This is a genomic window from Aeromicrobium duanguangcaii (genome assembly GCF_024508295.1).
Classification (GTDB): Bacteria; Actinomycetota; Actinomycetes; order Propionibacteriales; family Nocardioidaceae; genus Aeromicrobium; species Aeromicrobium duanguangcaii.
Window position 1 is genome coordinate 2,951,571 of the sequence record NZ_CP101990.1, and the last position, 25,082, is coordinate 2,976,652.

Consider the following 25,082-nt stretch of genomic DNA (forward strand, 5'->3'; position numbering starts at 1 on the left):
GATCGGGCTGTCGGGCCACTCGGGCAAGAAGAAGTCCGAGCTGATCGACATGCTGCGCGACTCCTGACAGCACGCGTCCGGCCGCCGACCACGTGGGGTCGACGGCCGGACGCGCCGTTCAGGGGGACAGGGGGACAGGGGGACGGGGGGACGTCAGTCGATCCGGTACGCCGAGACCCCGCTGGAGATCGAGGGCGTCGGGCCGGGAGTGATGAACTGCTCGTAGCGGGTGTCATCGTCGACGTAGCGCTTGAGCCAGGCGATCGAGTACTTCGCGATCGTCGTGTTGCTGGTGTTGGGCGCGAAGTGGCTGGCACCGCGCAGCTCCAGGTACGCACGCCGCTCGGCGTTCGTCAGCGACTCGTAGAACGGGATCGCGTGTGAGCGCGGGGGCGCGACCGAGTCGTTCTGGGCACCGATCTCGAGCGAAGCGGCCTCGACCTCGGGCCACGACTTGTCGAGATTCCACGGGGTCATCCCGATCGTCGCCTCGAGCGAGCGACGCGACTTCGCGGCCTCGAGGGTTCCGCCGCCACCCATCGAGTGACCCATCACGGCCTGGCGCGATGCGTCGATCCGACCGCGGACGGTCGTGTCGGCGATCGTCTGATCGAGCGCCGCGAGCAGCTGGTTGCCACGCGATCCGGGCTGGTCGAACCGGCTGTTCGTGTCGATCGTGATGACGACGAACCCCTGCGAGGCGATGCGCGGGCCGAGCCACGAGATCGTGGATTGCCCCGCCGTGTACCCCGGCGAGACCGCGACGACGCCGAAGGTGCCCTCCGAGGTGGAGGTCGGGTAGTAGATCGTGCCACCACCGAACCCGCGGGCCGACAGCGACGAGATCGTCTTCGTGCTGACCGCGAACGGGCCGCGCGACGCCTCGATGCTGCTGTTCGTCGGGTTCGGACCGCGCTCGTACGGGTTGTCGGCCGCCGCGACCGGCTGGGTTGCCGCACCCACGGTGAGTGCCGCGCTGGCGAAGGCCATCGCGATCAGTCTGGACAGTTTCATGCTCGTCTCCTTTGACGGTCTGGATCGAACCGCCGGGACGAGCTCGTCTCAAACACGTGGCTTGCCCCCCGATGACGGGCCGATCCAAGTATCTGCACACCCTGTGCCGATAGTTGCTGCACTCACCATGCGTACGAGCGCCGGCGAATGTCAAGGGCCTGTTGTGACGTGGGCCACATCACGAGACGGCAGCTTGCGCGGGTCACGAAACGCCACGAGGGCCCCGGCGTGTGCCGGGGCCCTCGTGGGGATGTCGTGCGTGGGAGGTCAGTTGCTCCGCGCGCTGGTCGGAGCGCTGGTGGGCGCGCCGTCGCGGCGACGACCGGGGGTACGCGAGCCCTGGGGCCGGCCGCCGGGGCCACCCGGACGGCCGCGACCCTGACCGCCACGGCCGGCGCCGCCACGGTTGCCCTGGCCACCACGGCTCTGACCGCCGCGAGACTGGCCGCCGCCGTTGCGCGAGCGCGAGTCGTTCGCCATCTCGGGCGCGTCGGTGCCGGAGGTCGAGAGCGACTCGGCCGTCATCGGCAGCGTGGCCGTCGACGCGTTGTGGTGACGAGCGGTGACGCCCGCCTTGCGCTGCAGCATCATGACGTCGCGCAGGTCGGCGGGCGTGGTCATCGTGACGACCGATCCCGACTCACCGGCGCGGGCGGTACGGCCCGAGCGATGCAGGTACGCCTTGTGCTCGGCGGGGGCGTCGTAGTGCACGACCAGGCCGATGCCGTCCACGTGGATGCCACGCGCGGCGACGTCGGTCGCGACGATGACGGACGCGTCGCCGCGGCTGAACTGCGCCAGGTTGCGCTCGCGGTGACGCTGCGAGAGGTCGCCGTGCATGTCGACGGCGGTGACGCCCTTCATGGTCAGCTGCTTGGCCAGGCGGGTCGCGCCACGACGGGTGCGGGTGAACACGATGCTGCGCGGGTTGGCGCTCAGCAGCTCGTAGGCCGCGCGGGTCTTGTCGGTCGCCTCGGTGACGAGCACGTGGTGCTCCATCGTCTCGACGTTGTCGTCGGTGGAGTCCACCTCGAACAGCGCGTGCTGCGGCAGGTGGCGACGGACGAGCTTGTCGACGTCACCGTCGAGCGTGGCCGACAGCAGCAGTCGCTGGCTGTTCGCCGGGGTGCGCGACAGCAGCGCGTCGATCGGCTTGAAGAAGCCGAGGTCGCACAGGTGGTCGGCCTCGTCGAGGACGGTGATCTCGATGGCGTCGAGCGTCATGCAGCGACGGTCGAGCAGGTCGGTCAGGCGACCGGGGGTCGCGATGACCAGGTCGACGCCGGTCTTCATGGCGTTGATCTGCTTGTTGATCGGCACACCGCCGTAGACGGTGGTGTGCTTCAGGCCGAGCTTCTGCACGAGCGGCAGCAGGGCGGTGTGCACCTGGATGGCCAGCTCGCGGGTGGGCAGCAGGATGAGCGCGCGGGGCGCCTTCGGGCGGCTGGTGCCTCCGGCGAGGCGAGCCAGGACCGGCAGGCCGAACGCGAGCGTCTTGCCCGATCCGGTGCGGGCGCGGCCGAGGACGTTGCGGCCCTCGAGGGCCGCGGGGATCACGGCCTGCTGGATGGGGCTCGGGTTGACGATCTCCTGCTGCGCGAGCTTGCGCACGAGGCCGTCGGCGAGGTTGAAGTCGTTGAACGTGGGCAGCACAGGGCTGCTGTCAATCAGGGTCAAGGGGTCTCAATCGATGATGTGCCCGCTTGCCAGGGGCGCGATTCTCCGCGCAACATCGTCGGGCCGGAACAGCGCTCAGAGGCGCGTTCACCTTTCGACTCTAGCAGTCGAACGGCCCGATGCCCCCATCGTGACGACGTGAGACCGGACTCCCCCGGCCCCGCAAACGCCAGAGGACCCCGGCGCGAAGCCGGGGTCCTCCAGGTTCGAGCGGGAGGATCACTCGAAGTATCGGCGCGGGTTCTTCACCAGCATCGTGTCGATGTCGTCCTCGCTGACGCCCTTCTCCAGCAGCATCGGCAGCACGTCCTCGGGGATGTGGCGGAAGTTCCAGTTCGGCTGGACCTCGGCCTTGGCCTTGGGGTCGAAGTAGTCGATGAAGCACGAGGCGTCGTGGGCCAGCGTGATCTTCTCGACGTAGCCGCGGCGCACCAGTTCGACGATCGTGTCGACGCGCTTCTCGGTGCTGAGGTAGACGTCCAGGCCGAACCGGTCCATGCCCAGCAGCGAGCCGTTCTCGGCCAGCTCGCTGAGGTAGTCGATGTCATCGGAGTCGCCGGAGTGACCGAGCACGATCTTGGCCGGGTCGACGCCCTCCTCACCCAGGACCTTCTGCGCCACGAGACCCGAGCGGGTGTGCGGGTTGGTGTGGACCGTGACCGGCGCGCCGGTCTGCGAGCTGGTCTGGCCGACGGCGCGCATGACGCGCTCGACGCCGGGGGTCAGGCCCGGCTCCTCGATGACGCACTTGAGGAACGCGGCCTTCACGCCGGTGTCGGCGATGCCCTCGTTGATGTCCTTGAGGAACATCTCGACCAACGGCTCGGGCTGGTCGAACAGCAGGCCCGGGCCGCGGTGCTCGAACTGGTGCGGCACGTCGTTGTAGGTGTAGAGCCCCGTGGCCACCACGATGTTCAGATCGGTCTGCGCGGCGACCTTCTGGATGCGCGGGATGTAGCGGCCCAGACCCAGGACGGTGGGGTCGAAGATCGTGTCGATGCCGGCGGCCTTGAGGTCGTTCAGGTCACGGATCGCATCCGCGACCTTCTGGTCCTCGTCCCAGTCCTCGTAGTTGAGTCGGTACTCCTCGCCGAGCACGAAGACGTGCTCGTGGACCAGGGTCCGGCCCAACTCGCTGCTGTCGATCGGGCCCTTGACGGTCTGGACGGTCGCCATGCGCACTCCTTGGATGATCACTCTTGATGTGCCGTGTGTCACACCCTAGGATCCCTAGGGTACTGAACTTGAGTCCGAATTCAACTGCTGTCCGAGAGGATTTCCCGTGAGCGCCCGATCCGCCCTCGAACCGCCCGTATCCGCCGCCCAGATCGCGAGCGTGTGCGCCGCCGTCTCGACCGAGTACGGTCGTGAAGCATGACCACCACCGAGCGCATCACCCTCGCCCAGCGACCCTCCGGCCTCCCCGACGACAGCACGTGGGCCAGCGAGACCGTGGACCTTCCCGCCCCCGGTGACGGCGAGTTCCTCGTGAAGGTCGACCACATCTCGCTCGATCCCGCGATGCGCGGCTGGCTCAACGACGTCCGCTCGTACCTGCCGCCGGTCGGGATCGGTGAGGTCATGCGCGCCGCCGCCACCGGCACCGTCGTCGAGTCGAACCACCCCGACTTCGCCGTCGGCGACGCCGTCACGGGCAACCTCGGCGTCACCGAGTACGCCGTCACCGACGGCACGGGCGTCCAGAAGATCGACACCTCCGTCGCGGGCCCCGCCACGTGGCTCGGCGCCCTCGGCATGCCCGGCCTCACGGCGTACCACGGCCTGCACGAGGTCGGTGAGATGAAGTCCGGCGACACGGTCGTGATCTCGGCCGCCGCCGGTGCCGTCGGCAGCGTCGCCGGCCAGCTGGCCAAGGCCAAGGGCTGCACGGTGATCGGCATCGCCGGTGGCCCCGAGAAGTGCGCATGGCTCAAGGAGATCGGCTTCGACGAGGTCATCGACTACAAGAACGAGAACGTGCTCAAGCGCCTGCGCGAGGTCGCGCCGAAGGGCATCGACGTCTACTTCGACAACGTCGGCGGCGACATCCTCGACGCCGCCCTGGCCAACCTGCGCCGTGGCGCCCGCGTCATCATCTGCGGCGCCGTCTCGACGTACAACGACGAGCAGCTGGCCCCCGGCCCGAAGCGCTACATGTCGCTGCTGGTCTTCCGCGCCAAGATGCAGGGCTTCCTGGTCTTCGACTACCCGGACAAGGACGCGGCGGCGATCGCCGAGATGTCCGACCTGATCTCCTCGGGCAAGCTCGTCGCCCGCGAGACCGTGGTCGAGGGCGGGGTCGAGGACTTCGGCCGCACCCTGCTGGGCCTGTTCGAGGGCCGCAACACCGGCAAGCTCGTCCTCAAGATCGCGTGACCACGAACGACGTGGCTCCGCAGGAGCTGGCCGCCCTCGGCGAGGGAGATCGCGCGTCGCTGCGCGATCTCCTGCGGGGGCGGCGCAGCATCCGCGGCTACCGGCCCGATCCGGTCCCGCAGGAGCTGATCCGCGAGGTCCTGGCCGATGCCACGTTGGCTCCCTCGTCGATGAACACCCAGCCGTGGAAGTTCCACGTGCTGACCGGCGGCGTGCTGGACCGCATCCGCGCCGAGAACTCGCGGCTGATGCTCAGCGGCGCCGCGATCCAGCGCGAGATCACGGTGGCCGAGAAGTACGAGGGCGTCCACCGCGACCGCCAGGTCGACATCGCCAAGCGATTGTTCGCCGCGATGGGCATCGCCCGCGACGACACCGACGGGCGCCTCGACTGGACGATGCGCGGGTTCCGCCAGTTCGACGCACCGGTCTCGATCGTCGTGGCGTTCGACCGCAGTCTCGAGCCGATCGGCCCCGTCGCGCACTTCGACCTCGGCGCCGTCGTCCACGCGCTGGTGCTGTCGGCGTGGTCGCACGGCCTCGGCACGGTCATCAACAGCCAGGGCATCATGCAGGGCGCCGTGGTGCGCCGCGAGGCGCAGATCCCCGATGACCAGACCATCTTCACGGCCGTGGCGATGGGCTACCCCGACCCCGACTTCCAGGCCAATCTGGTGCGATCGGCTCGCGAGTCCGTCGACGACGTGACGCGGTTCGTCGGCTTCGACTGAGCCTCAGACGAGCTTGCGGACGACCGACAGCGGGGCGTGCTTCATGACCTTGCCGATCGGGGCCCACGGCCACGCGGGCACGGCCGCCTCGGCGACCTCCTTCTCGATGTACTTCACCATCGCGGCGGTGCCCGTCTTCGTGTCGACCATGAGCCGCTGCTCCTGCTCGACCTGCTCGTTCATCTCGCTGGCGATGTAGCCCGGGTAGAGCGTGGTCACCTTGATCTCGAGGCCCGACCGGCCGATGAGGTCCGAGCGGATGCCCTCGGCGATGTGAGCGACCCCGGCCTTGGTGGCCGCGTACGTCGTCATCGACGAGGGCATGCCGCGCATCGCGGACACCGACGAGATCACCACGAGGTGTCCGGTCTTGCGCTCGTAGAAGTGCTGCATCGCGGCCTCGCACTGGGCCAGCGCGGCGACGAAGTTCGTCATCGCGGTCTCGCGGTTGGCCTCGAACTTGCCGGTGCCGATGCGCCCGCCCTTGCCCAGTCCGGCGTTGACGATCACCCGGTCGAGGCCGCCGAGCTCGGCGGCGGCCTCACCGAAGACACGGAAGACGGCGTCGTGATCGTTGACGTCGAGCGCGTGCACCGAGACCTCGATCCCGGGGTGCGCGGCGACCAGCTCGGCCTTGAGGGCCTCGAGCCGCTCGACGCGTCGAGCCGTGATGGCCAGGTGGTGACCGGAGGCGGCCAGGTGGCGCGCCATCCCCTCACCCAGGCCCGAGCTGGCTCCCGTGATCAGCGTGTTCCGTCGCATGTCGCTCCTCGTGTGTCGCTCAGCGGAAGGTGACGTCCGCCGCGGGCAGGTGCCCATGATCGTTGAAGGTCAGCACCCGCGGACCGGTGGCCCCGACCATGAGCGTGGTGACGCTGGAGTTCACGACGACGTCGTTGAGCTTCTGGAACGCCGAGTCGTCACCGGTGATCAGGTGCGAGACCACCATCGCGATGGGTCCGCCCGAGGTGAAGACCAGCACGCGCCGGCCCTTCTGCGAGGCCAGCTCGACGGCCTCTGCGAACCCGGCCATGACGCGGTCCCGGAAGACGGCGTACGGCTCGGCGAAGTCGCCCTCGCCGCGGCGCCAGACGGTGATGGCCTCGTTGAGGGCGGCTTGGAACTCCTTGGAGTTCTTCTGCAGCGCGCCGGGGTCGAACGCCGTGGCGACGGCGAGGTGGTCGTACTCGTTCCACCGCGCGTCGACGTCGTAGCCCGAGAGACCGGGATCGGCGTCCTCCTCCCCCAGCCCGCTGGCGTCGATCGCCGCGATGGCGGTCTGGGCGTGCCGCAGCATCCCGCCCGCGATCGCGTCGGTGAAGACGGCTCCCCCGGCCTCCCACGACGTGCCGAGCGCGGCGGACTGGCGCGTTCCCAGCTCGCTCAGGCGGTCGTAGTCGTCGGTGCCGAAGGACGCCTGACCGTGGCGGACCAGGTGCAGGGTTCCCACGCGCTCAGACCTCCAGGACGAGCTTGCCGGTGGCCTGCGCCCGGTCGAGGGTCAGCAGCGCCTCCGTCGCACGATCGAGCGGGAACGTCTGGCCGACGACCGGACGCAGCGCGCCCGAGGCGAGGTGCTCGGCCATGGCCTCCCACTGCTGCTTGATCAGGCCGGGACGCTTCATCGCGTACGCGCCCCAGCCCACGCCGACGGCGGAGAGGTTGTTCAGCAGCAGGCGGTTGGCGGCGATCTTGGGGATCTCGCCGGCCGTGAAGCCGATGATCAGGATCCGGCCGTCGTCGTTGAGGCAGCGCAACGAGTCGGTGAAGCGGTCGCCCTCGGGGGCGTTGCCGACCGGGTCGACGACGATGTCGACGCCGCCGGTGGCCTTGACGGCGTCCTTGAAGCCCGCGGAGAGCACGTACTCGTCGGCGCCCGCGGCGATCGCGATCTCGCCCTTCTCGTCGGTCGAGGTGACGGCGATGACGCGACCGGCACCGAACGCCTTCGCGACCTGGATCGAGGCGGTGCCGATACCACCGGAGGCGCCGTGGACCAGCACGCGCTCACCCGGCGCGAGGGCGCCGCGGTTGACGAGACCGAAGTACGCGGTGCCGTAGTTGAAGATGAAGGACGCGCCCTCGGCGAACGTGACGTCGTCGGGCAGCGGGAAGGTCAGGTCCACGTCGGCGATGACCTGCTCGGCGAAGCCGCCCAGCATCGGCAGCGCAGCGACGCGGTCGCCCGGCGCGAAGCCGGAGTCGACCGGGGCCTCGACGACGACACCGGCGATCTCGGCGCCCGGGACGAAGGGAAGCGGCGGCTTGAGCTGGTACATGCCGCGGCTCTGCAGCAGCTCGGGGAACGCCACGCCGGCGGCCTTGACGTCGATGAGGACCTGGTCCTCACCGCGCTCCGGGGCCTGGATCTCGACGAGTTCGACGGCTTCGGGGCCGTCCAGGGATGTGATCTGGATCGCTCGCATGGAGTGAGCCTAGCGGATCTCTAAGCGCTTGCTTAGACAATCTCACCGTACGTGAGGGTATCCTCACGTTCATGGCAACCGGAGTCCGCTTTCCCACTGACAGCTCCACCGCGACGGCGCGGCACGTCGTGGCCGACGCGCTGCGCAAGGTCGACCCCGTCGGCGCGCGCTCCGTCGAGCAGGAGACGAACTGGCGGCGCGGTTACCTGACCCACTTCTCCCGCCTCGTCGAAGCCGGCCTCGGCGCACCCGAGGATGCGGTGACGATCGCAGCCGAGGGGCTGCGGAGCATGAACGAGCAGATGCTCTGCGGGGACACCTCGCTGGCGGAGGCCGTGGCCACGCCGGTGATCGCCGACGATCCGTGGACCACGGTCGCGATCCAGGGCGAGGCCGACCCCGAGACGGAGCTGAGCGTCCCCTACCGCGGTCGACGACTGACCGGGTCCGAGCTCGACGCGCAGCTCGACGACTGGGTCCGGCGCGGTGTCGTCGAACCCACCTTCTCCGAGGCGATCCGCGAGGTCGCCGCCCACCCGGAGTGGCTGCGGCTCGAGGGCGACACCGTGGTCGTCCTGGGCGCCGGCGCCGAGATGGGTCCGTACCGGTCCCTGCTGCGCTGGGGCGCCGACGTGGTCGCGGTCGACCTGCCCCGTGCTGACGTCCAGCAGCGGATCCGGGGTCACGCGCGAGAGGGAGCCGGCCGCGTGCGGCTGCCCGTCGGTGGCCGCGAGACCGGGGCCGACCTGCTGCACAGCCTCCCCGAGCTGACCCACTGGCTGGAGGACCTCGACGGCCGCCTCGTGCTCGGCACGTACTGCTACGCCGACGGCGCCACCCACGTGCGGGTGTCGATGGCCGCCGACGCGATCGCCACCCGACTGCTGGCCGAGCGTCCCGACACCGCGCTGGCCTATCTGGCCACCCCGACCGACGTGTTCGCCGTGCCGGCCGGCGCGGTCACCACGTCCAACGAGGCGTACTCCGCGGGCCGGCGGATCGTTCGTGCGCCCTTCCGAGCCCTGAGCGGCGGCCGGCTGCTGCAGCGGAACTACCCGCCGGACGCCGAGATCGGCGTGTGCGACTCCCTCGTGCCGCAGCAGGGACCGAACTACGCGATGGCCAAGCGACTGCAGCGGTGGCGCGCCGCCGTCGCCCGCCACGAGGGCGCGACCGTCTCGCTCAACGTGGCGCCCGCGACCCGGACGGCCTCGGTCGTCAAGAACCGGGCGCTCGCGGCCGCCTATGCGGGTGCGCACCGCTTCGGGGTCGAGATCTTCGAGCCCGCGACGAGCAACGTGCTGATGGCCGCCCTGCTGGTCCACGACCTGCGCGGCGACCGAACCCCGTCGGACGAGCCGTGGCGCGAGGAGGCCTTCGCGGCCGCGCACGGCGGGCTGTGGACCGCGGGCTACCACCCCCGGTCGGCACTCGGGCTGGCCGCGGTGCTGGGACTCGCCGGTTCCCGCGCCTGACCCCACGCGGCGTTCCGCCCCGGTAGAACGGGGGCATGAGTCGACCCCGGTGGATCGACGTCGTCGCCCTCGCGGGCGGGACGTGGCTGCTGCTGGACCTGCTGCGGGCGTGGACGCCGACGCTCATCACGATCTTCGGCCAGGCGGCCTCGACGCCGCCTGAGCTGATCGGTGGGTTCGCCCTCGCCTGCATGATCGTTCCGGTGGTCCTGGCCCTGATCGGGACGCGCCGCCGGATCTCGCACGCCGCCGCGAGCATCGCCCTGGCGGCAGCCGTGCTGAGTCGCGTCGGTCTCGAGCTGACCGACGGCGGACGGCCGCACCTCGTGCTCGCGTCCGGCGGTGTGGTCGCCGCGGTCACCTGGCTGGCTCTGGTCCTCCCCCGCCATCGCGAGGCGGCCGTCACGGGCGTCGTGGCGGGACTGGCGCTCTCGGTCACCACCCACGCCGCGCTCGGCACGTGGGGCGCGGTCTGGCGCTCCGACGGCTGGGCATGGGCGCTGCTCGTGGTCCAGGTCGGCTGTCTCGTGCCCGCGTTCACCCATCGCGGTCACGAGGAGGGCATCGGCCGGCCCCTGGCTCTCACGCTGTTTCCCGGACTGTTCCTCGGCGGGGTGATCGTGGCCAATGCCGCCCGCGCCTCGGCCGTGGCGGACGGCCTCGGAGCCGCAGCGACCGCGTTCGGGGCGACCCTGGCGATCGCCGCGACGCTCGTCCCGGTGCGCCGGTGGTCGGCCGTGCTCGCCGCCCTTCTGCTCGTGCTCGCGGTCGGCGTCTCGGCGCTCGTGACCGACGGGGACGGGCTCCTGCCCGTGTGGACGGTCGCGGCGTTCGTCGTGGGGATGCCCGCGCTCGCTCACGTGTGGCAGGCGGCGAACACCGGCCGTCGCGGCGGCGCGGTCACGATCGCCGTGGGCGGCGTCGTCTGGGTCGCCCTGCTGTTCGCCTACTACGCCGGGTACGACCTGGGCTACCGCGCGGACTGGCTACTGGTGGCCGCAGCGGCGGTCATCGGACTCGTCGGCGCGACCGCCGCGCCGGCCTCCGGGCCCACGGCCCGGCCGGCCGTTCTCGTCGGGATCGCGGGTGCCGCGGTGGTCGCCGGCGCACTGGCCCTGGTCGGTCCGGCCGTGACCATCCGCCCGCTCGACACCCGCCAACCGAGCGACGACCAGGTGCGGGTGGCCGCCTACAACCTGCGCATGGGCTACGGCATGGACGGGGTCTTCCGGCCGCGCGAGGTCGCCTCCGTCCTGGCGGACGCCGACGTCGCCCTGGTCAGCGAGATCGACCGCGGCTGGTTCCTCAACGGCGGGCAGGACCAGCTGGCGATCCTGGCGCGGCTCACCGGTCGCACGGCCTGGTTTGGCGCGGCCGCGGATCCGGTGTGGGGCGACGGCGTGCTGGCCGACGCCGACCGCGCCGAGGTGAGGCGCCACCGGCTGCCGTCCCACGGCGCCGTCACCGGCGCGCAGGTCATCGCGGTGCGACCCGACGGCCCCTGGTCGTCCACGTGGTTCGTCTCGACGCACCTGCAGCCCGTCGACAACGACGAAGGCGTCACGGCCCAGGCCGCCGACCTCGCGGAGTGGATGCGCGCGCTCGACGGCGACGTCGTCCTCGGGGGCGACTTCAACATGCGCGAGGGCAGCGCCGCCCACGGCACGGTGACGTCCCTCGGCCTGACCGATGCCGCGCCCGGCGGCGCTCCGACCAGTCCGGCCGACCGGCCGGTGAAGCGGATCGACTACCTCTTCTCGAGTCCCGGCCTGACGGCCTCGGACGTCGAGGTGCCCGGCCTGGAGGCCTCGGACCACCTCCCGGTGATCGCGACCTTCACGCGACGGTGACTCAGCTGCCGGTGAAGCTCGCCGAGCGCTTCTCGGTGAAGGCGGCGACGCCCTCGGCGAAGTCGGCACTGGCACCGAGGACGGCCTGCTCGGCCGCCTCGGTCCTCAGCGTCTGGTCGAGATTCATCAGCGACGCCGCGTTGATGGTCGACTTGATCCGCGCGTAGGCCATCGTCGGGCCGGTGCGCAGCTTCTCGACCAGCGCCTCGACCGTGGACTGCCACTCGTCGGGACTGACGCAGTGCGTGATGAGTCCGGCGGCGAACGCCTCGGCGTTGGGGAACTTCTCGCCGAGCATCAACAGCCGGGTCGCGCGGGCCCGGCCGATCGAGGCGGCGATCAGCTCGTGCGCCGCGCCGTCGCCCATCAGGCCGACGTTGACGAACGCCTGGAGGATGTAGTCGGTGTCCTTGGCGACCTGGAAGTCGGCGGCCAGCGCCAGCGAGGACCCGATGCCGGCGGTCAGCCCGTTGAGCGCCGCGACGACCGGGAACGGCGCCTCGGTGACGAGGTGGATCAACCGGTCGGCGGCCTCGAGGATGCCGGTGTTGGTCGCGTCCGGGCGCATCACGGCTCCGGAGCAGAAGGCGCGGCCCTCGCCGGTGATCACGGCGACGCGGACCCCGTCGGCGTCGGCCAGCGCGTCGCTCATTGCCTCGAACATCTCGGTGGTGACCGAGTTCAGCCGCTCGGGGCAGTTGAGCGTGAGCCGCAGGACACCGTCCGTGCGGTCGACGAGTAGATCGGTCATCGTCTCCTCCATTGTCCGAGCAACGTCTGCAGCACCGCGATCAGCGCCGTGGGCTGGTCCAGCATGATGTGGTGACCCGAGTCAGGGATCACGGTCACGGGCACGTTCCCGCCGAGCCTCGATCGGATCTCCTCGGTGATGTCCGTGGTGGCCATGCCGCGCTCGCCGCGCAGCAGCGCGACCTCGCACTGGCTGCGGGCCACGTCGTCGGGCTCCATCATCGAGCGCAGGAAGACGCGAGGATCGAACTTCCACGTCCATCCCGTGCCGTCGGGGCGGTCGACATGACGGATCGAGCCGCGGGCGATGTGGTCGCGGATGTACGGCAGGCACGAGGGGTCCTCGGGCAGCGTCCGGAACCGGCTGACCATGGTGGCCGCGTCCGGGTAGAGCGGCATCGACAGCACCGCGCGGTCTGCCCGCCACGAGCGCGCCTCGGGCGAGACGGCCTGGACCGGCGAGTCGATCGCGGCGGCGCCGAGCAGGTCGGCCCCGTGTTCGCGGGCGGCCGTGAGGGCGACGAACCCGCCCATGCTGTGCCCGAACACGACCGGCTTCTCGGCCGACTCCGCCGCGGCGACGGCGAGGATCTCGCGGGCCCACACCTCGAGCGTGTACGCGTCGCGACGGCCGCTGTCGCCGTGCCCGCTCAGGTCGGGCGCCAGGACCCGGTGCCCGACCGCGAGGTGGGGTGCGACGTGGTCCCACCAGCCCGCGTGCGCGGCGCCACCGTGGACCAGCACCGCGACGGGGTCGCCCGGGTCACCCCAGGCGCGGTAGGCGATCGGGACGCCGTCGACCTCGACCTCGAGGTGCTGGGGCTTCTGGTCCAGTGCCCAGCGGAACCACTCGGGAACGGTCACCGGTGGAACCTCGCCAGCTCGTGCACCGGCGCGCGATCGGCACGGAACGTGTTCGCCGGGTGGTCGGGGTCGGCGTAGCCGAACGAGATCCCGCAGACGATCGAGCGGTCCTCGGGGATGGCGAGCCGGTCACGCAGGAATTCGGACTTCTGGGCCAGCGCCGCCTGGGCGACGGTCGCGATGCCGCGAGCCTGCGCCGCCAGCAGGAACGACTGGACGAACAGGCCGCAGTCGATGGCGGCGTAGACCCCCAGTTGCGTGGGCGCCGAGATGACGGCGATGTGCGGCGCGTCGAAGAACTCGAAGTTGCGCAGCATCTCGCGCATCGAGGCCTCACGGTCGCCCTTCTGGACGCCGACGGCCTCGTAGAGCTGCCAGCCGACCGCGCGGCGACGCTCGGCGTGGACGCCCTCGTACCCCGGGGGGAACGGGTAGTCGGAGCCCAGGGAGGCGTCGAGGGCCAGGTCCCTGCGCATCCGCGCGAGGGCGTCACCGGAGACGATGTCGACGTGCCACGGCTGGACGTTGCACCACGACGGAGTGCGCGACGCCGAGCGCAGGACCGCCCGGATGTCGTCCTCGGGAACCTCGTCGGAGCGGAACCCACGGCAACTGAATCGCGCCGCCAGCAACCGGTCCAGCACCTCGGCGTCTGCCTCGTCGACCATGGGGACACCGTACCCGCGGACCGTCACTTCCGGTCACCCGTGACGGTTTCTTCGCGGGTCCGGATCACTGCTGGCTGGCGCGCACCTGCACGACCCGGACGGGCGAGGCCGACTCGATGGTCTGGCTGACGGTGCACAGTTGGTGCGACTTCTCCATCGCCGAGGGCACCCGCTCGGCCATGGCGCGGCCGTCCTCGTCATGGGCGAAGGTGATGTCGATCGTCACGACGAGGTCGTCCAGGATCGTGCCGCCGCCGGACTGCTCGCGCTTCTGGCCCTCGACCGCGACGTCGAAGCGGGTGGGCTCGGCACGCTTGGTCAGGGCCTCGATCGTCAGCGCGTTGCATCCGCCGAGCGCGGCCAGCAGCAGCTCGACGGGGGTGAAGTCGGTGTTCTGTCCCTCGCCGAAGGCGATCACGCCGCCGCGCGGATTCTCGGCACGGTATTCCTGCGGGCCCGTGCGGACGAGATGGACACTGCGCATGGAGGAGGATTCGTCGCTCATGCTTCGACCCTAGGACCGGGCCGACACGGCGGCACCCCCATCGCGCACCCGGCTCCCGCCCACGCGGGGCGGGAACCGGCGGGCGAATCAGGCGTCGGCGTCCAGGTCGGCCTCGACGAGCGCGGCGATCTTGGCGAGGGTCGCCTCGTCGTCGCTCTGGACCGTGACCTCGGCGCCCTGACCGGCGCCGAGCGTCATGATCAACAGCGCGGAGCCGGCGTCGACGGGGTCGCCACCGGGGACCGCGAGGGTGACGGGGATGCCGGACTCGCTGACGGCGGCGGCGATCGTGGCGGCCGGACGGGCGTGCAGGCCGACGGCGGATCCGACGGTGACGGTCTTGCTGGGCATGTGAGGTCCTCTCAGACGGTGACGGGGTCATCGGCGGCAGCGGTGGCCGCCGCCTTCTTGGAGTGACCGACCTGTTTGAGGACGGTCACGAGGAAGCCTGCCACCAGTGTCCCGATGACGAGCGACACGAAGAACCACAGCACGTGGTCCACCGCGAAGAACACGAAGATGCCGCCGTGCGGCGCCACCAGGGTCACGCCGAAGGCCTCCGACAGCGCGCCGGTGACGACGCCGCCGGCCATCATCGCCGGAATCACCCGGAACGGGTCGGCGGCGGCGAACGGAATGGCGCCCTCGGAGATGAAGGAGGCGCCCAGCAGCCAGGCGGCCTTGCCGTTCTCGCGCTCGGCCGGCGTGTAGAGCTGGGGCCGGATGGCGGTGGACAGGGCCATCGCCAGCGGCGGCACCATGCCGGACAGCATCACCGCCGCCATGATCTTGGACTGCGACGAGCCCGGATCGAGGGCGCCGGCCGTCGACAGGCCAGTGACCGCGAAGACGTAGGCCGCCTTGTTGACCGGGCCGCCGAGGTCGAAGCACATCATCAGGCCCAGGATCGCGCCCAGCAGGATCGCCGAGCTGCCGGTCATCGAGTTCAGGCCGTCGACGAGGGCCTCGTTCAGCCACGCCAGCGGCTTGGCCAGCACCAGGATCAGCGCCATGCCGACCACGAAGGTGGTCACGAGCGGGATCACGACGACGGGCATGAGGCCGGCGAGCCACCGGGGCACTCCGCGGTTGGCGAACCAGGCGGCCACGATGCCGGCCAGCAGGCCGCCGACGATGCCGCCGATGAAGCCGGCGCCGTTCGGGTTGGTGTCGGTGATGCCGATCTGGGTCGCGGCGAAGCCCATGACGAAGCCGGGCGCGATGCCGGGGCGGTCGGCGATTGCGTAGGCGATGTAGCCGGCCAGCGCCGGGACGAGGAAGCTGAACGCCCACGAGCCGAGCAGGTAGACCAGGGCGCCGAAGTAGTAGGCCAGCCCGCTGTCGAACAGCGCGTGGTCGCCCGCGGACGGCAGGTTCGCCAGGGTGTTGTCCGCGAGGATCTTCGTGGCGGTGTCGCCGCTGGAGATGTCGTAGCCGGCGAGCAGGAAGCCCAGGGCGATCAGCAGGCCGCCCGCGGCGACGAACGGGATCATGTAGCTGACGCCCGTCAGCAGCCACCGCTGCAGCTTCTTGCCCGCGCCCTCGTTCTCGCCGCCGCCGGTCTCGGTGCCGGTCTCGTCGGCGTCGCCCTCGACCCGACGGGCCGACGGGTCGTGCGCGGCCGCGACGGCCTCGTCGAGCATCGCGCGCGGCTCGTTGATGGCGCGCTTGACGCCGCTGCGGATCACCGGCTTGCCGGCGAACCTGGCCTGGTCCTTGACGCCCACGTCGGTCGCGAAGATCACCGCGTCGGCCGCGGCGATCTGCTCCGGGGTCAGCGGGGTGCTGCCGGACGAGCCCTGCGGCTCGACGGCCAGGTCGATCCCGGCGTCACTGGCTGCCTGGGCGAGCGCGTCGGCCGCCATGTAGGTGTGCGCGATGCCGGTCGTGCAGGCGGTGACGGCCACGACGTGCGGGGTCTCGCCACCGGCCACCCGGGTTCCGGTGTGTTCGGCCGTCGCCGATGTCTCGCTGGTCTCGGCGGGCGCCGGGGCGTCCGGAGTGCCGGCCGGCTGGAGGTTGGTGCTGGAGGTGACCTCCTCGACGAGCGAGACGATCTGGTCGGGCGACTGGGCATCGCGCAGCGCCTGGGTGAAGTCGGGGCGCACGAGCGCCCGCGCCAGCGACGAGAGCAGCTTGAGGTGTGCGTCCCCGGCACCCTCGGGGGCGGCGATCATGAAGACGATGTCGGCCGGCCCGTCCGGCGCGCCGAAGTCGGCGCGGTTCGTCAGCCGCGCGAAGGCCAGCGTCGGAGTCGTGACGGTCGCGGTGCGGCAGTGCGGGATCGCGATGCCACCGGGCACGCCGGTGCCGGCCTGCGACTCGCGCGCCTTCGCGGCATCGGCCAGCTCATCGGCCGAGCCGGCGCGTCCGACCGACGTGATGCGGGCGGCCAGCGCCTCGATGACCGACGAGGAGTCCGTGCCGAGGTCGACGTCCAGAGAGACGAGGTCGGGAGTGATCAGTTGTTCCATGTCGTCCTCCAAGAGGCTGGTTCGACGGCCACCGCGGTCGGCGGTGGTGGCAGATCGGCCGGCCCGGGGAGGGCCGAGCCGGGAAGGGATGCCGCGGCGGCTCCGTGCGCGGCGGCGCTGGCGAGGCACTCGGCCGGCGGACGGCCGGCGACCTCGGCGACGAGGTAACCGGCGAGCGACGAGTCGCCGGCGCCGACCGTGCTGCGCTGGGTGATCGCGACGGGCGGACAGAACCAGGAGCCCTCGGCGGTCGCCAGGACGGCTCCGTCGCCACCGAGGGTCAGCAGGACGGTGCCCACTCCCGCGGTGTCGCGCAGCTGCTGCGCGCGACCCGCGGCCTGGCCGTGGTCGCGCTCGATCTCGGCGGCGTCGCACCCGAGCAGCTCGGCGAGCTCGTCGGAGTTGGGCTTGAGCAGATCGGGCGACGAATGCTCGACGGTCAGCCCGAGGGCGTCACCGGAGGTGTCGACGGCGACCCGGACGCCGGCCTGCTTCAGCGCGTTGGTCGTGGCGGCGTACCAGTCGGCGGGCACGCCGGGCGGCAGCGAGCCGCTCAGCACCGCCCAGTCGCCCGCGCCGACGGCATCGACGAGTGCCTCGGTGAGCTGCTTCAGCTCGGCCTCGTCCAGGGTCGGACCCGGGGAGTTGATCTTGGTCGTGGTGCCGTCGGGGTCGGCCAGCGTGAGGTTCACCCGCAGTCGCTCGCGGACCGGGACGGCGCGGTAGGACAGCCCCAGGTCGTCGAGCGCGGCCAGCAGGGGCTCGTCCGGCGAGCCCGGCAGCACGGCCGTCGCGGGCACACCCGCCGCGTGCAGCACGCGCGCGACGTTGATGCCCTTGCCGCCGGGATCGTCGTGGGCCGCCTCGCTGCGCAGGACCGCGCCGCGCTCGAGCGGCTCGAGCAGGCTGATCAACCTGTCGGTTGCGGGATTGGCGGTGACGGTGACGATCACGACGGCCCCCTTTCGGTCCCCTGTTTCCACGGTCACACGCCCGCGAGACTTCCGCGATGTGGGTCTATGTGGCTTTCGTGTGGTCTTGCCTTGTTTTATGTCCAATCCGCACAGATGTCAAGGCTCCCCTGTGCGGCCGATCACGCGAGGGATACCGTCGAAGGGTGACCAGCCTCTACTCCGGAACCGCCGTCGTCCCCGGAATCGGTGTCGGCCCGGCCGTTCGTCCGGCTCCTCGTCCCACCGCGCCCGAGAACGAACCAGCCGGTGACCCCTCTGCCACGACCGTCGCGTTCGGCTCGGCCGCCGCCGAGGTCGCGCGACGTCTGCGCGCCCGCTCCGACGCCGCCAGCGGCGCCGCGTCCGAGGTGCTCGCCGCGACCGCCGCCCTGGCCGAGGACCGTGGCCTGGCCACGTTCGTCACCAAGCACGCCGCCGCCGGCTCCGGCCCGGCCACGGCCACCTCGAAGGCCATCGACGAGCTCGCCGCCATGTTCACGGCGGCCGGCGGCCTGATGGCCGAGCGCGTCACCGACCTCTACGACGTGCGCGACCGGATCGTCGCCGAGCTCCTGCACCTGCCCGAGCCGGGCATCCCCGTCCCGGACGAGCCCGTCGTCCTGCTGGCCGAGGACCTCGCGCCGGCCGACACCGCCGGCCTCGACCCGACCAAGATCGTGGCGATCGCCACCGAGCTGGGCGGCTCGACCAGCCACACCGCGATCATCGCGCGGCAGCTGGGCATCCCCTGCGTCGTCGCCGTCACCAACCTCAAGGAGGTCCCCGCCGGCGGGCGCGTCGCCGTCGATGGCACCTCCGGCAACGTGACCGTCGATCCGGACGAGGACGAGATCAACGCCCTCATCGAGCAGGATCGCCGCAGTCGCGCGGCGGCCGAGGGCTGGACCGGACCCGGCCGGACCTCCGACGGCCATTCCATCGAGATCCTGGCCAACGTCCAGGACGGCCCGGGCGCCCGGGTCGCCGCCGAGCAGCCCATCCAGGGTGTCGGCCTGTTCCGCACCGAGCTGCTCTTCCTCGAGCGCACCACCGAGCCGACCGTCGACGAGCAGGTCGAGCTCTACTCCGCCGTCTTCGAGGCGCTGGACGGCAAGAAGGTCATCGTCCGCACCCTCGATGCCGGCTCGGACAAGCCGCTGGCCTTCGCGACGCAGCCCGACGAGCCGAACCCGGCCCTGGGCGTGCGCGGCCTGCGCATCGGCCTGGCCGACCCGGGGATCCTCGATCGCCAGCTGGACGGCATCGCCGCGGCCCGTGAGCGGACCAACGCGGACGTGCGCGTCATGGCGCCGATGGTCACCACCGAGGCCGAGGCGCAGTGGTTCGCCGAGCGGGTCCGGGCGCGCGGCATGCGGGCCGGGATCATGATCGAGACCCCCTCGACCGTGCTGCTGGCCGACCGACTCTTCCGGCACCTGGACTTCGTCTCGATCGGCACCAACGACCTGTCGCAGTACACCTTCGCGGCCGACCGGATGGCTCCCACGCTGAGCAACCTGACCGACCCGTGGCAGCCCGCGCTGCTGGCCTCGATCAAGCTCGTGGCCGACGCCGGCCGCCGGGCCGGCAAGCCCGTCGGGATCTGCGGCGAGGCGGCGGCGCACCCGCTGCTCGCCTGCGTGCTGACGGGCCTGGGCGTGACGTCGCTGTCCTGCGCGGCCACCGCCGTCCGCGCCGTCGGGGCCCGCATCTCGCAGGTCACGCTGGCGCAGTGCGAGGAGGCCGCCGCGGCCGCCCTCGAGGCCACCGACAACCTCACGGCCGCCAAGGCGGCCAAGGACGTCCTGCAGTAGGCGCCCGCCTAGCCGCGGGCGCCGTGGGCGCGCAGCACCTGCACGAACGCCGTGGCGTAGCTCGCCTGGCGCATCGTCTTGATGCTGTTCCGCGAGAAGCGGTTGATGTGCTCGATGCTGACGCTGCAGCGCACGACGCCCATCGGCCCCTGGAGCGTCACCGCGTTCTGCGACAGCACCCCGTGGCGGGTCACCGTCAGATCGGCGCATCGCACCTGCCACGCGGGCGCGATCTCGCCGTTCGGCGTGAACGCGAGGACGCCGTCGCGCAGATCGAAGCGGCCGAAGGTCGAGCGCAGGCTGCCGCCGGCCATGCCGACGAGCCCGTCGCTCATGACCTCGGCGTTCCAGGAGCCGGAGCCCGCAACGCTCGGCGGCCGGGGCGCCCCCTGCCAGCCGGGCTGCTGGACGGTGCTCGCCGGGGTGTTCGTGGCCCGCACCAGCAGGAGGACGGCCCCCACGGCGAACAGTCCGAACACGAGCGTGATGACGACGGACAGCAGGATCAGGAGCGCGGACACGGAACCCATCATGAGGCACCGGAACCCCACGCACCGCCGCACCACCGGCTCCCCCGGGTGCGGGGACCATGACGGGCCCTGAGACTCGGACCATGCGCTGTCTCGTCACCGGCTCGACCGGATACGTCGGGGGCCGACTGGTCCCCGAGCTCCTGGCCGCCGGCCACGAGGTCCGGGTCCTGGTCCGCGACGAGCGGAAGGCGCGAGCCCATCCGTGGGCCGACCACGTCGAGATCGTCGTGGGCGACGCGACCGACGCCGACGACGTCCGGCGGGCCTGCGAGGGCATCGACGTCTTCTACTACCTGCTGCACTCGATCGGATCGAAGGGCGATCTGGTGCGCACCGAGCACGACATGGCCACCACGATCGCCCGCGCCGCCGAGGACGCCGGCGTGGGCCGATTCGTCTACCTGTCGGGCATGGCGCCCGAGAACGAGGAGCTGTCCGAGCACCTGCGTTCGCGCGACGAGGTCGCCCGGGTGCTGCTGGACTCGAAGGTTCCGACGGCGGTCCTGCAGGCCGGGATCATCATCGGCTCGGGCTCGGCGTCCTTCGAGATGCTGCGCTACCTGACGGAGCGGCTGCCGGTCATGGTCACGCCGCGATGGGTCCAGTCGCGCATCCAGCCGATCGCGATCCGCGACGTGCTGCACCTCCTGGTCGGCTGCGCCGACCTGCCGCCGGACGTGAACCGGCGCTTCGACATCGGCGGACCGGACGTCCTGACGTACCTCGACATGATGCAGCGGTACGCGAAGGTGGCCCAGCTGCCGCCGCGGCGCATCCTGCCGGTTCCCGTCCTGTCCCCCAGCATCTCCAGCCTCTGGGTCGGGTTCGTCACCCCGGTGCCCTCCGGTCTGGCACGGCCCCTGGTCGAGAGCCTGCGCAACAACGTCGTGGCGCAGGAGGACGACATCAGCCGCTACGTCCACCTGCCCCCGGGTGGACGCACCGGCTTCGAGCGCTCCGTCGAGCTGGCCCTGACGAAGATCCGCGACCTCGACGTCCCCACCCGGTGGTCGTCGGCGTCGACCGGCGGCGCCCCGTCCGAGCCGCTGCCCCTCGACCCGGACTGGGCCGGCGGCTCGCTCTACGTCGATGAGCGGACGATCGAGGTCAAGGCGACTCCCGAGCAGCTCTGGTCCGTCATCGAGGGCATCGGCGGCGACCACGGCTGGTACTCCTGGTCGCTGGCCTGGGAGGTCCGCGGCCTGATCGACCGGGCGTTCGGAGGTCCCGGGCTGCGCCGGGGCCGGCGCGACCACAGCCGGCTCGTGGTCGGCGATGCCGTGGACTTCTGGCGCGTCGAGGATGAGGAGGAGGGCTCCTTCCTGCGGCTGCGGGCCGAGATGAAGGTCCCCGGACTGGCCTGGCTCGAGCTGCGGGTCGGATCCGACGACTCCGGCACGACCTCCTTCCACCAGCGCGCCCTGTTCCACCCGCGCGGCCTGCTCGGCCACCTCTACTGGTGGGTGGTGTGGCCGTTCCACGGCATCATCTTCGGCGACATGCAGCGCAACGTGGCGAAGGCGGCCGAGGCCCAGACCTGACGGTGACGGTTGCAACCCGGTCTCGGGAGGGCCAGCATCGAGGCCATGAACCTGTTCCGCACGAAGAGCATCGAGCAGTCGATCGCGGAGACCGAAGAACCGGAGCACCAGCTCAAGCGCGACCTGACGACGAAGGACCTCATCGTCTTCGGCATCGGCGTCATCATCGGCACCGGCATCTTCGTGCTGACGGGCCAGGAGGCGCACAACCACGCGGGCCCCGCGATCGTCATCAGCTTCCTCATCGCCGGAGCCGTCTGCGCCCTGGCCGCGCTCTGTTACGCCGAGTTCGCCGCCACGGTGCCGGTGGCCGGCAGCGCCTACACCTTCAGCTACGCGACCCTGGGTGAGTTCATCGCCTGGATCATCGGCTGGGACCTGCTGCTCGAGCTGGCTCTCGGCGCGGCGGTGGTCGCGCGCGGGTGGTCGGGCTACCTGCAGGAGCTGCTCGAGCTGCCCACCGCCTTCGCCGGGGACAAGGCCGTGGTCGACGTCGCGGCCATCGCGATCGTCATGATCCTGGCGTTCCTCGTGATCGCGGGCACCAAGCTGTCCAGCTCGGTCTCGAGCGTCTTCGTCCTGATCAAGGTGAGCGTCGTCCTGTTCGTCGTCATCGCCGGCCTGTTCTACATCAAGGCCGCGAACTACTCGCCGTTCATCCCGCCGTCGGAGCCGACCGAGCTGGCCAAGGGCGCCGACCAGACCCTGCTGCAGGCGGTCTTCGGCATGGCGCCGACCGCGTTCGGCGTCATGGGCATCGTCGCGGCCGCCTCGGTGGTCTTCTTCAGCTACATCGGCTTCGACGTCGTCGCCACGACGGCCGAGGAGACGAGGAATCCGCAGCGCGACGTGCCCCGCGGCATCCTGGGCTCGCTGCTGATCTGCACGCTGCTCTACATGGCGGTCTCGTTCGTGATCACGGGCATGCTGCCGTACACCGACAAGCGGATGGACACGAGCGCGCCGCTGGCCGAGGCGTTCTCCGCGAACGGGGTCGAGTGGGCCGCCAACCTCATCTCACTGGGCGCGGTCGCCGGCATGATCACGACGATCCTGGTGCTGCTGCTGGGGCAGTCGCGCATCCTCTTCGCGATGTGCCGCGACGGCCTGCTGCCGCGCCAGCTGGCGAAGGTGCACCCGAAGTACGGCACCCCGCACCGCATCACGCTCATCACGTCGGTGGTCGTCGCGGGCCTGGCCGGGTTCGTCCCGCTGGCCGAGCTGAGTCACCTGGTCAGCATCGGCACGCTGTTCGCGTTCGCGCTCGTGTCGGCCGGCGTGCTGATCCTGCGCCGGACGCGCCCGGACCTGCCACGCGCGTTCCGTGTGAAGTGGGCGCCGCTCGTGGCCGGCGGCGCGATCCTGACCTGCGTCTGGCTGATGCTGAACCTGTCCCTGCTGACGTGGGAGCGCTTCATCATCTGGATGGCCCTCGGCATCGTGATCTACGCCGTGTACGGGCGCACGCACTCGCGACTGGGCCAGCAGGCCGCGTCGACGGAGCAGTGAGGACGGCCGCCATCACGTCGGAACGTCCTCACCGCCGTCCTCATCGGGACTGACGTCCCTTACGGCGCGTCAGGATGAGTCCGAGTCCGGCCAGCAGGGCGACCAGGCCGGTCGCGACGATGGCCGGCGTCGCCCCGGAGCCGGTCGCCGCCAACAGGCCGTCGGGGCCGCCATCGCGGCGGTCGTCACCCGACGCCGACTGATCGGGGTCGTCGCTGTCGCCCGACCCACCCACGGCGGTGGGCTCGGTGGTCGGAGCGGTCGCCGGCTCGGTGGTGGGCTGCGTCGTGGGAGCGGTGGTCGGAGCGGTCGCCGGCTCGGTGGTGGGCTGCGTCGTGGGAGCGGTGGTCGGTGCGGTCGCCGGCTCGGTGGTCGGAGCCGTGGTCGGTGCGGTCGTCGGCTCGGTGGTCGGAGCCGTGGTCGGCTGCGTCGTCGGAGCAGTCGTCGGCTGCGTCGTCGGCGCACTGGTCGGAGCGGTCGTCGGAACGGTCGTCGGCTCGGTAGTCGGAGCGGTCGTCGGCTCGGTAGTCGGCTCCGTCGTCGGCTCGGTAGTCGGCTCCGTCGTGGGAGTCGTTGTGGGCTGCGTCGTCGGTCCGGTGGTCGGCTCGGTGGTCGGCTCGGCGGTCGGCTCCGTCGTCGGAGCAGTCGTGGGCTGAGCCCCCGCCGCGCACGGGAGCGCCGCGTCGAACACGTGGTGGTGGATCTCGCCGCGCGCCGGCCCGGTGGTCACGTTCCCCGCGAACCACTGACCGTTCGTGGTGACGTTGGAGTCGAAGACCAGGTCCGCGTCGGGCGCCCACACCGCGCCCATCGTCAGGCCGTCGATCCGCACCGTGCCCGAGACCTCGGACAGGTCGATCAGGATGTGGCGGGCGAAGGCCTGGTCGCGGCTGCTGTCGGCGCTCCACCCCTCGATGTCGAGGGCGCCGATCCGCGTGGTTCCGGCCGGCACCTTGATGACCAGCGGCGCCTGCGCCGTGGGGACGTAGCCACCGGCCCGGTCCATCTTGATCGTCTTGCCGGCGGCGGCCGCGTAGTCCAGCACGTTCGGCCGGGTCGTCGAGAATCCCTCGGGGAAGAGCATCCCGTGCTCCTCGCGCGCGGTCACGACGCTGACCAGATCGTTGGCCGGGTCGTACATCGACACCAGGCAGTCATCGATCCGGGCGAGATCGGTCGCCAGGCCCGGGAAGTAGTCCGCCACGGCGGGCCGAGCGGTCTTCAGGCCGGCCACCGACGAGGTCGCGAACGGCTCGATCTTCAGGTCGAGGATGCCGCCGGACGGGTTCGTCACGCGCAGGAAGTCCTGCCCCGCGGCCGCCCAGGCGCCGCCGCCACGCGCGGAACCGGTCAATCCGGTGACGTCGGCGAGCCTGACGCTCGCGCGAGCCTCGTCCGACCCGGCGGTGATCGTGTTGCCCTGATCGCGGTTGGAGACGTCGAAGGCGCCCGAGCCGACGAAGCGGTCCGCGAGGATGCGCACCGGCGTCCCGTCGATCGACGGCACGCCGTAGTCGCCCATGCCCGCGACGGTGTGCACCACGGGGTACCCGTTCCGCTCGGATGAGGAGATGCTGCCGAACGCGGCGATCGATCCCTCGATCTCACCGTTGCCCAGCACCGCGTCGCCGCGAGAGACCACGCTGAATCCACGATTGACGGAGAACGGGTTGAACGTCTCTGTCGTCGCCGTCGCCGCGGGCGCCGCGATCACGGCCAGGCCCGCACCTGCTGCCACGGTGACCGCCACCGTCAGCGCCGTCCAGCGGTTCGCGTTCTTCCGTACCCGAGTCGTGCTCTCCACGAGTTCCTCCACCGTGACAAGACCGCCACGACGTTGTGGCGGTCGAGTCGAACCTAGGCACGGTCGGGGCGAGAACGGCCGGCCTTCCCGGGAAACCACCCCTGCCTCCCACCCCTGT

22 protein-coding genes and 1 pseudogene are annotated in these 25,082 nt (G+C 71.2%); 8 read left to right on the forward strand and 15 right to left on the reverse strand.

The genetic code is table 11. From position 1 onward, the window contains the following. Positions 1-153: 153 nt before the first annotated feature. The 3 genes from NP095_RS14420 to NP095_RS14430 form a co-directional block, all read right to left on the reverse strand. Positions 154-1,014: a poly(ethylene terephthalate) hydrolase family protein gene (locus tag NP095_RS14420; protein ID WP_232418518.1), complete on the reverse strand. Its 861-nt coding sequence runs from the start codon at positions 1,012-1,014 to the stop codon at positions 154-156. Between the two features lie 267 nt (positions 1,015-1,281). Further along, positions 1,282-2,691 carry a DEAD/DEAH box helicase gene (locus tag NP095_RS14425; RefSeq protein ID WP_232418517.1) on the reverse strand — a complete coding sequence of 470 codons (1,410 nt, stop codon included), beginning with the start codon at positions 2,689-2,691 and terminating at the stop codon, positions 1,282-1,284. Between the two features lie 219 nt (positions 2,692-2,910). Further along, positions 2,911-3,867: a phosphotriesterase family protein gene (locus tag NP095_RS14430; protein WP_232418516.1), complete on the reverse strand. Its 957-nt coding sequence runs from the start codon at positions 3,865-3,867 to the stop codon at positions 2,911-2,913. Between the two features lie 198 nt (positions 3,868-4,065). Between NP095_RS14430 and NP095_RS14435 the strand changes: the two genes are divergently transcribed. Both NP095_RS14435 and NP095_RS14440 read left to right on the forward strand, forming a co-directional pair. After that, positions 4,066-5,067, forward strand: coding sequence for an NADP-dependent oxidoreductase (locus NP095_RS14435; protein WP_232418515.1), 1,002 nt, complete (start codon positions 4,066-4,068; stop codon positions 5,065-5,067). Further along, the gene (locus NP095_RS14440; RefSeq protein WP_232418514.1) at positions 5,064-5,798 is read left to right on the forward strand and encodes a nitroreductase; all 735 of its coding nucleotides are present in this window, start codon (positions 5,064-5,066) and stop codon (positions 5,796-5,798) included. The genes NP095_RS14435 and NP095_RS14440 overlap by 4 nt, the downstream gene beginning before the upstream one ends. 3 nt (positions 5,799-5,801) lie before the next feature. Here NP095_RS14440 and NP095_RS14445 read toward each other — a convergent pair whose 3' ends face one another. From NP095_RS14445 to NP095_RS14455, 3 genes are read right to left on the reverse strand one after another with little or no spacing between them, the layout of a single operon-like run. Beyond that, positions 5,802-6,560, reverse strand: coding sequence for an SDR family oxidoreductase (locus tag NP095_RS14445; RefSeq protein ID WP_232418513.1), 759 nt, complete (start codon positions 6,558-6,560; stop codon positions 5,802-5,804). 19 nt (positions 6,561-6,579) lie between these two features. After that, a complete protein-coding gene (locus NP095_RS14450; RefSeq protein WP_232418512.1) occupies positions 6,580-7,248 on the reverse strand; it encodes a histidine phosphatase family protein in 669 nt (222 codons plus the stop codon). A gap of 4 nt (positions 7,249-7,252) precedes the next feature. Beyond that, positions 7,253-8,224 (reverse strand): NADPH:quinone oxidoreductase family protein, encoded by a 972-nt coding sequence (locus NP095_RS14455; RefSeq protein WP_232418511.1) that lies wholly within the window; start codon positions 8,222-8,224, stop codon positions 7,253-7,255. Positions 8,225-8,295: 71 nt separating this feature from the next. Here NP095_RS14455 and NP095_RS14460 point away from each other — a divergent pair, with 71 nt between their 5' ends. Both NP095_RS14460 and NP095_RS14465 read left to right on the forward strand, forming a co-directional pair. Further along, positions 8,296-9,699, forward strand: a complete 1,404-nt coding sequence (locus tag NP095_RS14460; protein ID WP_232418510.1) for a hypothetical protein — start codon at positions 8,296-8,298, stop codon at positions 9,697-9,699. Between the two features lie 35 nt (positions 9,700-9,734). Beyond that, entirely contained in the window at positions 9,735-11,549 is a 1,815-nt protein-coding gene (locus NP095_RS14465) for an endonuclease/exonuclease/phosphatase family protein (RefSeq protein ID WP_232418509.1), read from the forward strand. Between the two features lies 1 nt (position 11,550). On the opposite strand, the gene NP095_RS14470 is transcribed toward NP095_RS14465, so the two are convergent. The 7 genes from NP095_RS14470 to NP095_RS14500 all read right to left on the reverse strand — a co-directional run bounded on the left by NP095_RS14470 (position 11,551) and on the right by NP095_RS14500 (position 17,763). Then, on the reverse strand, positions 11,551-12,300 hold the full coding sequence (locus NP095_RS14470) for an enoyl-CoA hydratase-related protein (protein WP_232418508.1): 750 nt from the start codon (positions 12,298-12,300) through the stop codon (positions 11,551-11,553). Then, positions 12,297-13,163, reverse strand: a complete 867-nt coding sequence (locus tag NP095_RS14475) for an alpha/beta fold hydrolase (protein WP_232418507.1) — start codon at positions 13,161-13,163, stop codon at positions 12,297-12,299. Before NP095_RS14475 ends, NP095_RS14470 begins: the two co-directional genes overlap by 4 nt. Beyond that, positions 13,160-13,831, reverse strand: a complete 672-nt coding sequence (locus NP095_RS14480) for a nitroreductase (protein ID WP_232418506.1) — start codon at positions 13,829-13,831, stop codon at positions 13,160-13,162. Before NP095_RS14480 ends, NP095_RS14475 begins: the two co-directional genes overlap by 4 nt. Before the next feature lie 64 nt (positions 13,832-13,895). After that, a complete protein-coding gene (locus NP095_RS14485) occupies positions 13,896-14,336 on the reverse strand; it encodes an OsmC family protein (protein WP_232418505.1) in 441 nt (146 codons plus the stop codon). An 87-nt stretch (positions 14,337-14,423) separates the two neighbouring features. Then, positions 14,424-14,687, reverse strand: coding sequence for an HPr family phosphocarrier protein (locus tag NP095_RS14490; RefSeq protein ID WP_232418504.1), 264 nt, complete (start codon positions 14,685-14,687; stop codon positions 14,424-14,426). A gap of 11 nt (positions 14,688-14,698) precedes the next feature. After that, on the reverse strand, positions 14,699-16,810 hold the full coding sequence (locus NP095_RS14495) for a PTS fructose transporter subunit IIABC (protein WP_232418503.1): 2,112 nt from the start codon (positions 16,808-16,810) through the stop codon (positions 14,699-14,701). Then, the gene (locus tag NP095_RS14500; RefSeq protein WP_232418502.1) at positions 16,798-17,763 is read right to left on the reverse strand and encodes a 1-phosphofructokinase family hexose kinase; all 966 of its coding nucleotides are present in this window, start codon (positions 17,761-17,763) and stop codon (positions 16,798-16,800) included. Before NP095_RS14500 ends, NP095_RS14495 begins: the two co-directional genes overlap by 13 nt. 164 nt (positions 17,764-17,927) lie before the next feature. Here NP095_RS14500 and ptsP point away from each other — a divergent pair, with 164 nt between their 5' ends. Next, complete coding sequence (ptsP, locus tag NP095_RS14505; protein WP_232418501.1) at positions 17,928-19,577, forward strand: phosphoenolpyruvate--protein phosphotransferase; 1,650 nt, start codon at positions 17,928-17,930, stop codon at positions 19,575-19,577. 8 nt (positions 19,578-19,585) lie between these two features. Here ptsP and NP095_RS14510 read toward each other — a convergent pair whose 3' ends face one another. Then, entirely contained in the window at positions 19,586-20,098 is a 513-nt protein-coding gene (locus tag NP095_RS14510; RefSeq protein WP_232418500.1) for a hypothetical protein, read from the reverse strand. 92 nt (positions 20,099-20,190) lie between these two features. Between NP095_RS14510 and NP095_RS14515 the strand changes: the two genes are divergently transcribed. From NP095_RS14515 to NP095_RS15335, 3 genes are all read left to right on the forward strand, one after another. Further along, positions 20,191-21,651 (forward strand): SDR family oxidoreductase, encoded by a 1,461-nt coding sequence (locus NP095_RS14515; protein ID WP_232418499.1) that lies wholly within the window; start codon positions 20,191-20,193, stop codon positions 21,649-21,651. 45 nt (positions 21,652-21,696) lie between these two features. Next, positions 21,697-23,160 (forward strand): amino acid permease, encoded by a 1,464-nt coding sequence (locus NP095_RS14520; RefSeq protein ID WP_232418498.1) that lies wholly within the window; start codon positions 21,697-21,699, stop codon positions 23,158-23,160. Positions 23,161-23,435: 275 nt separating this feature from the next. Then, the gene (locus tag NP095_RS15335; RefSeq protein WP_404801114.1) at positions 23,436-23,816 is read left to right on the forward strand and encodes a glycine zipper family protein; all 381 of its coding nucleotides are present in this window, start codon (positions 23,436-23,438) and stop codon (positions 23,814-23,816) included. A gap of 38 nt (positions 23,817-23,854) precedes the next feature. Here the strand turns inward: NP095_RS15335 and NP095_RS15340 are convergent. Continuing rightward, a pseudogene (locus NP095_RS15340) lies at positions 23,855-25,063 on the reverse strand (collagen-binding domain-containing protein); the annotation flags it as partial. Positions 25,064-25,082: the final 19 nt, after the last annotated feature.

Coding starts and splice junctions, on each gene's coding strand:
- NP095_RS14490 (WP_232418504.1), bottom strand. CDS start 14,687: ATGCCCAGCAAGACCGTCACCGTCGGATCCGCCGTCGGCCTGCACGCC.
- NP095_RS14470 (WP_232418508.1), bottom strand. CDS start 12,300: ATGACCGATCTACTCGTCGACCGCACGGACGGTGTCCTGCGGCTCACG.
- NP095_RS14435 (WP_232418515.1), top strand. CDS start 4,066: ATGACCACCACCGAGCGCATCACCCTCGCCCAGCGACCCTCCGGCCTC.
- NP095_RS14520 (WP_232418498.1), top strand. CDS start 21,697: ATGAACCTGTTCCGCACGAAGAGCATCGAGCAGTCGATCGCGGAGACC.
- NP095_RS14430 (WP_232418516.1), bottom strand. CDS start 3,867: ATGGCGACCGTCCAGACCGTCAAGGGCCCGATCGACAGCAGCGAGTTG.
- NP095_RS14460 (WP_232418510.1), top strand. CDS start 8,296: ATGGCAACCGGAGTCCGCTTTCCCACTGACAGCTCCACCGCGACGGCG.
- NP095_RS14480 (WP_232418506.1), bottom strand. CDS start 13,831: ATGGTCGACGAGGCAGACGCCGAGGTGCTGGACCGGTTGCTGGCGGCG.
- NP095_RS14420 (WP_232418518.1), bottom strand. CDS start 1,014: ATGAAACTGTCCAGACTGATCGCGATGGCCTTCGCCAGCGCGGCACTC.
- NP095_RS14515 (WP_232418499.1), top strand. CDS start 20,191: ATGCGCTGTCTCGTCACCGGCTCGACCGGATACGTCGGGGGCCGACTG.
- NP095_RS14455 (WP_232418511.1), bottom strand. CDS start 8,224: ATGCGAGCGATCCAGATCACATCCCTGGACGGCCCCGAAGCCGTCGAA.
- NP095_RS14485 (WP_232418505.1), bottom strand. CDS start 14,336: ATGAGCGACGAATCCTCCTCCATGCGCAGTGTCCATCTCGTCCGCACG.
- NP095_RS14465 (WP_232418509.1), top strand. CDS start 9,735: ATGAGTCGACCCCGGTGGATCGACGTCGTCGCCCTCGCGGGCGGGACG.
- NP095_RS14445 (WP_232418513.1), bottom strand. CDS start 6,560: ATGCGACGGAACACGCTGATCACGGGAGCCAGCTCGGGCCTGGGTGAG.
- NP095_RS14495 (WP_232418503.1), bottom strand. CDS start 16,810: ATGGAACAACTGATCACTCCCGACCTCGTCTCTCTGGACGTCGACCTC.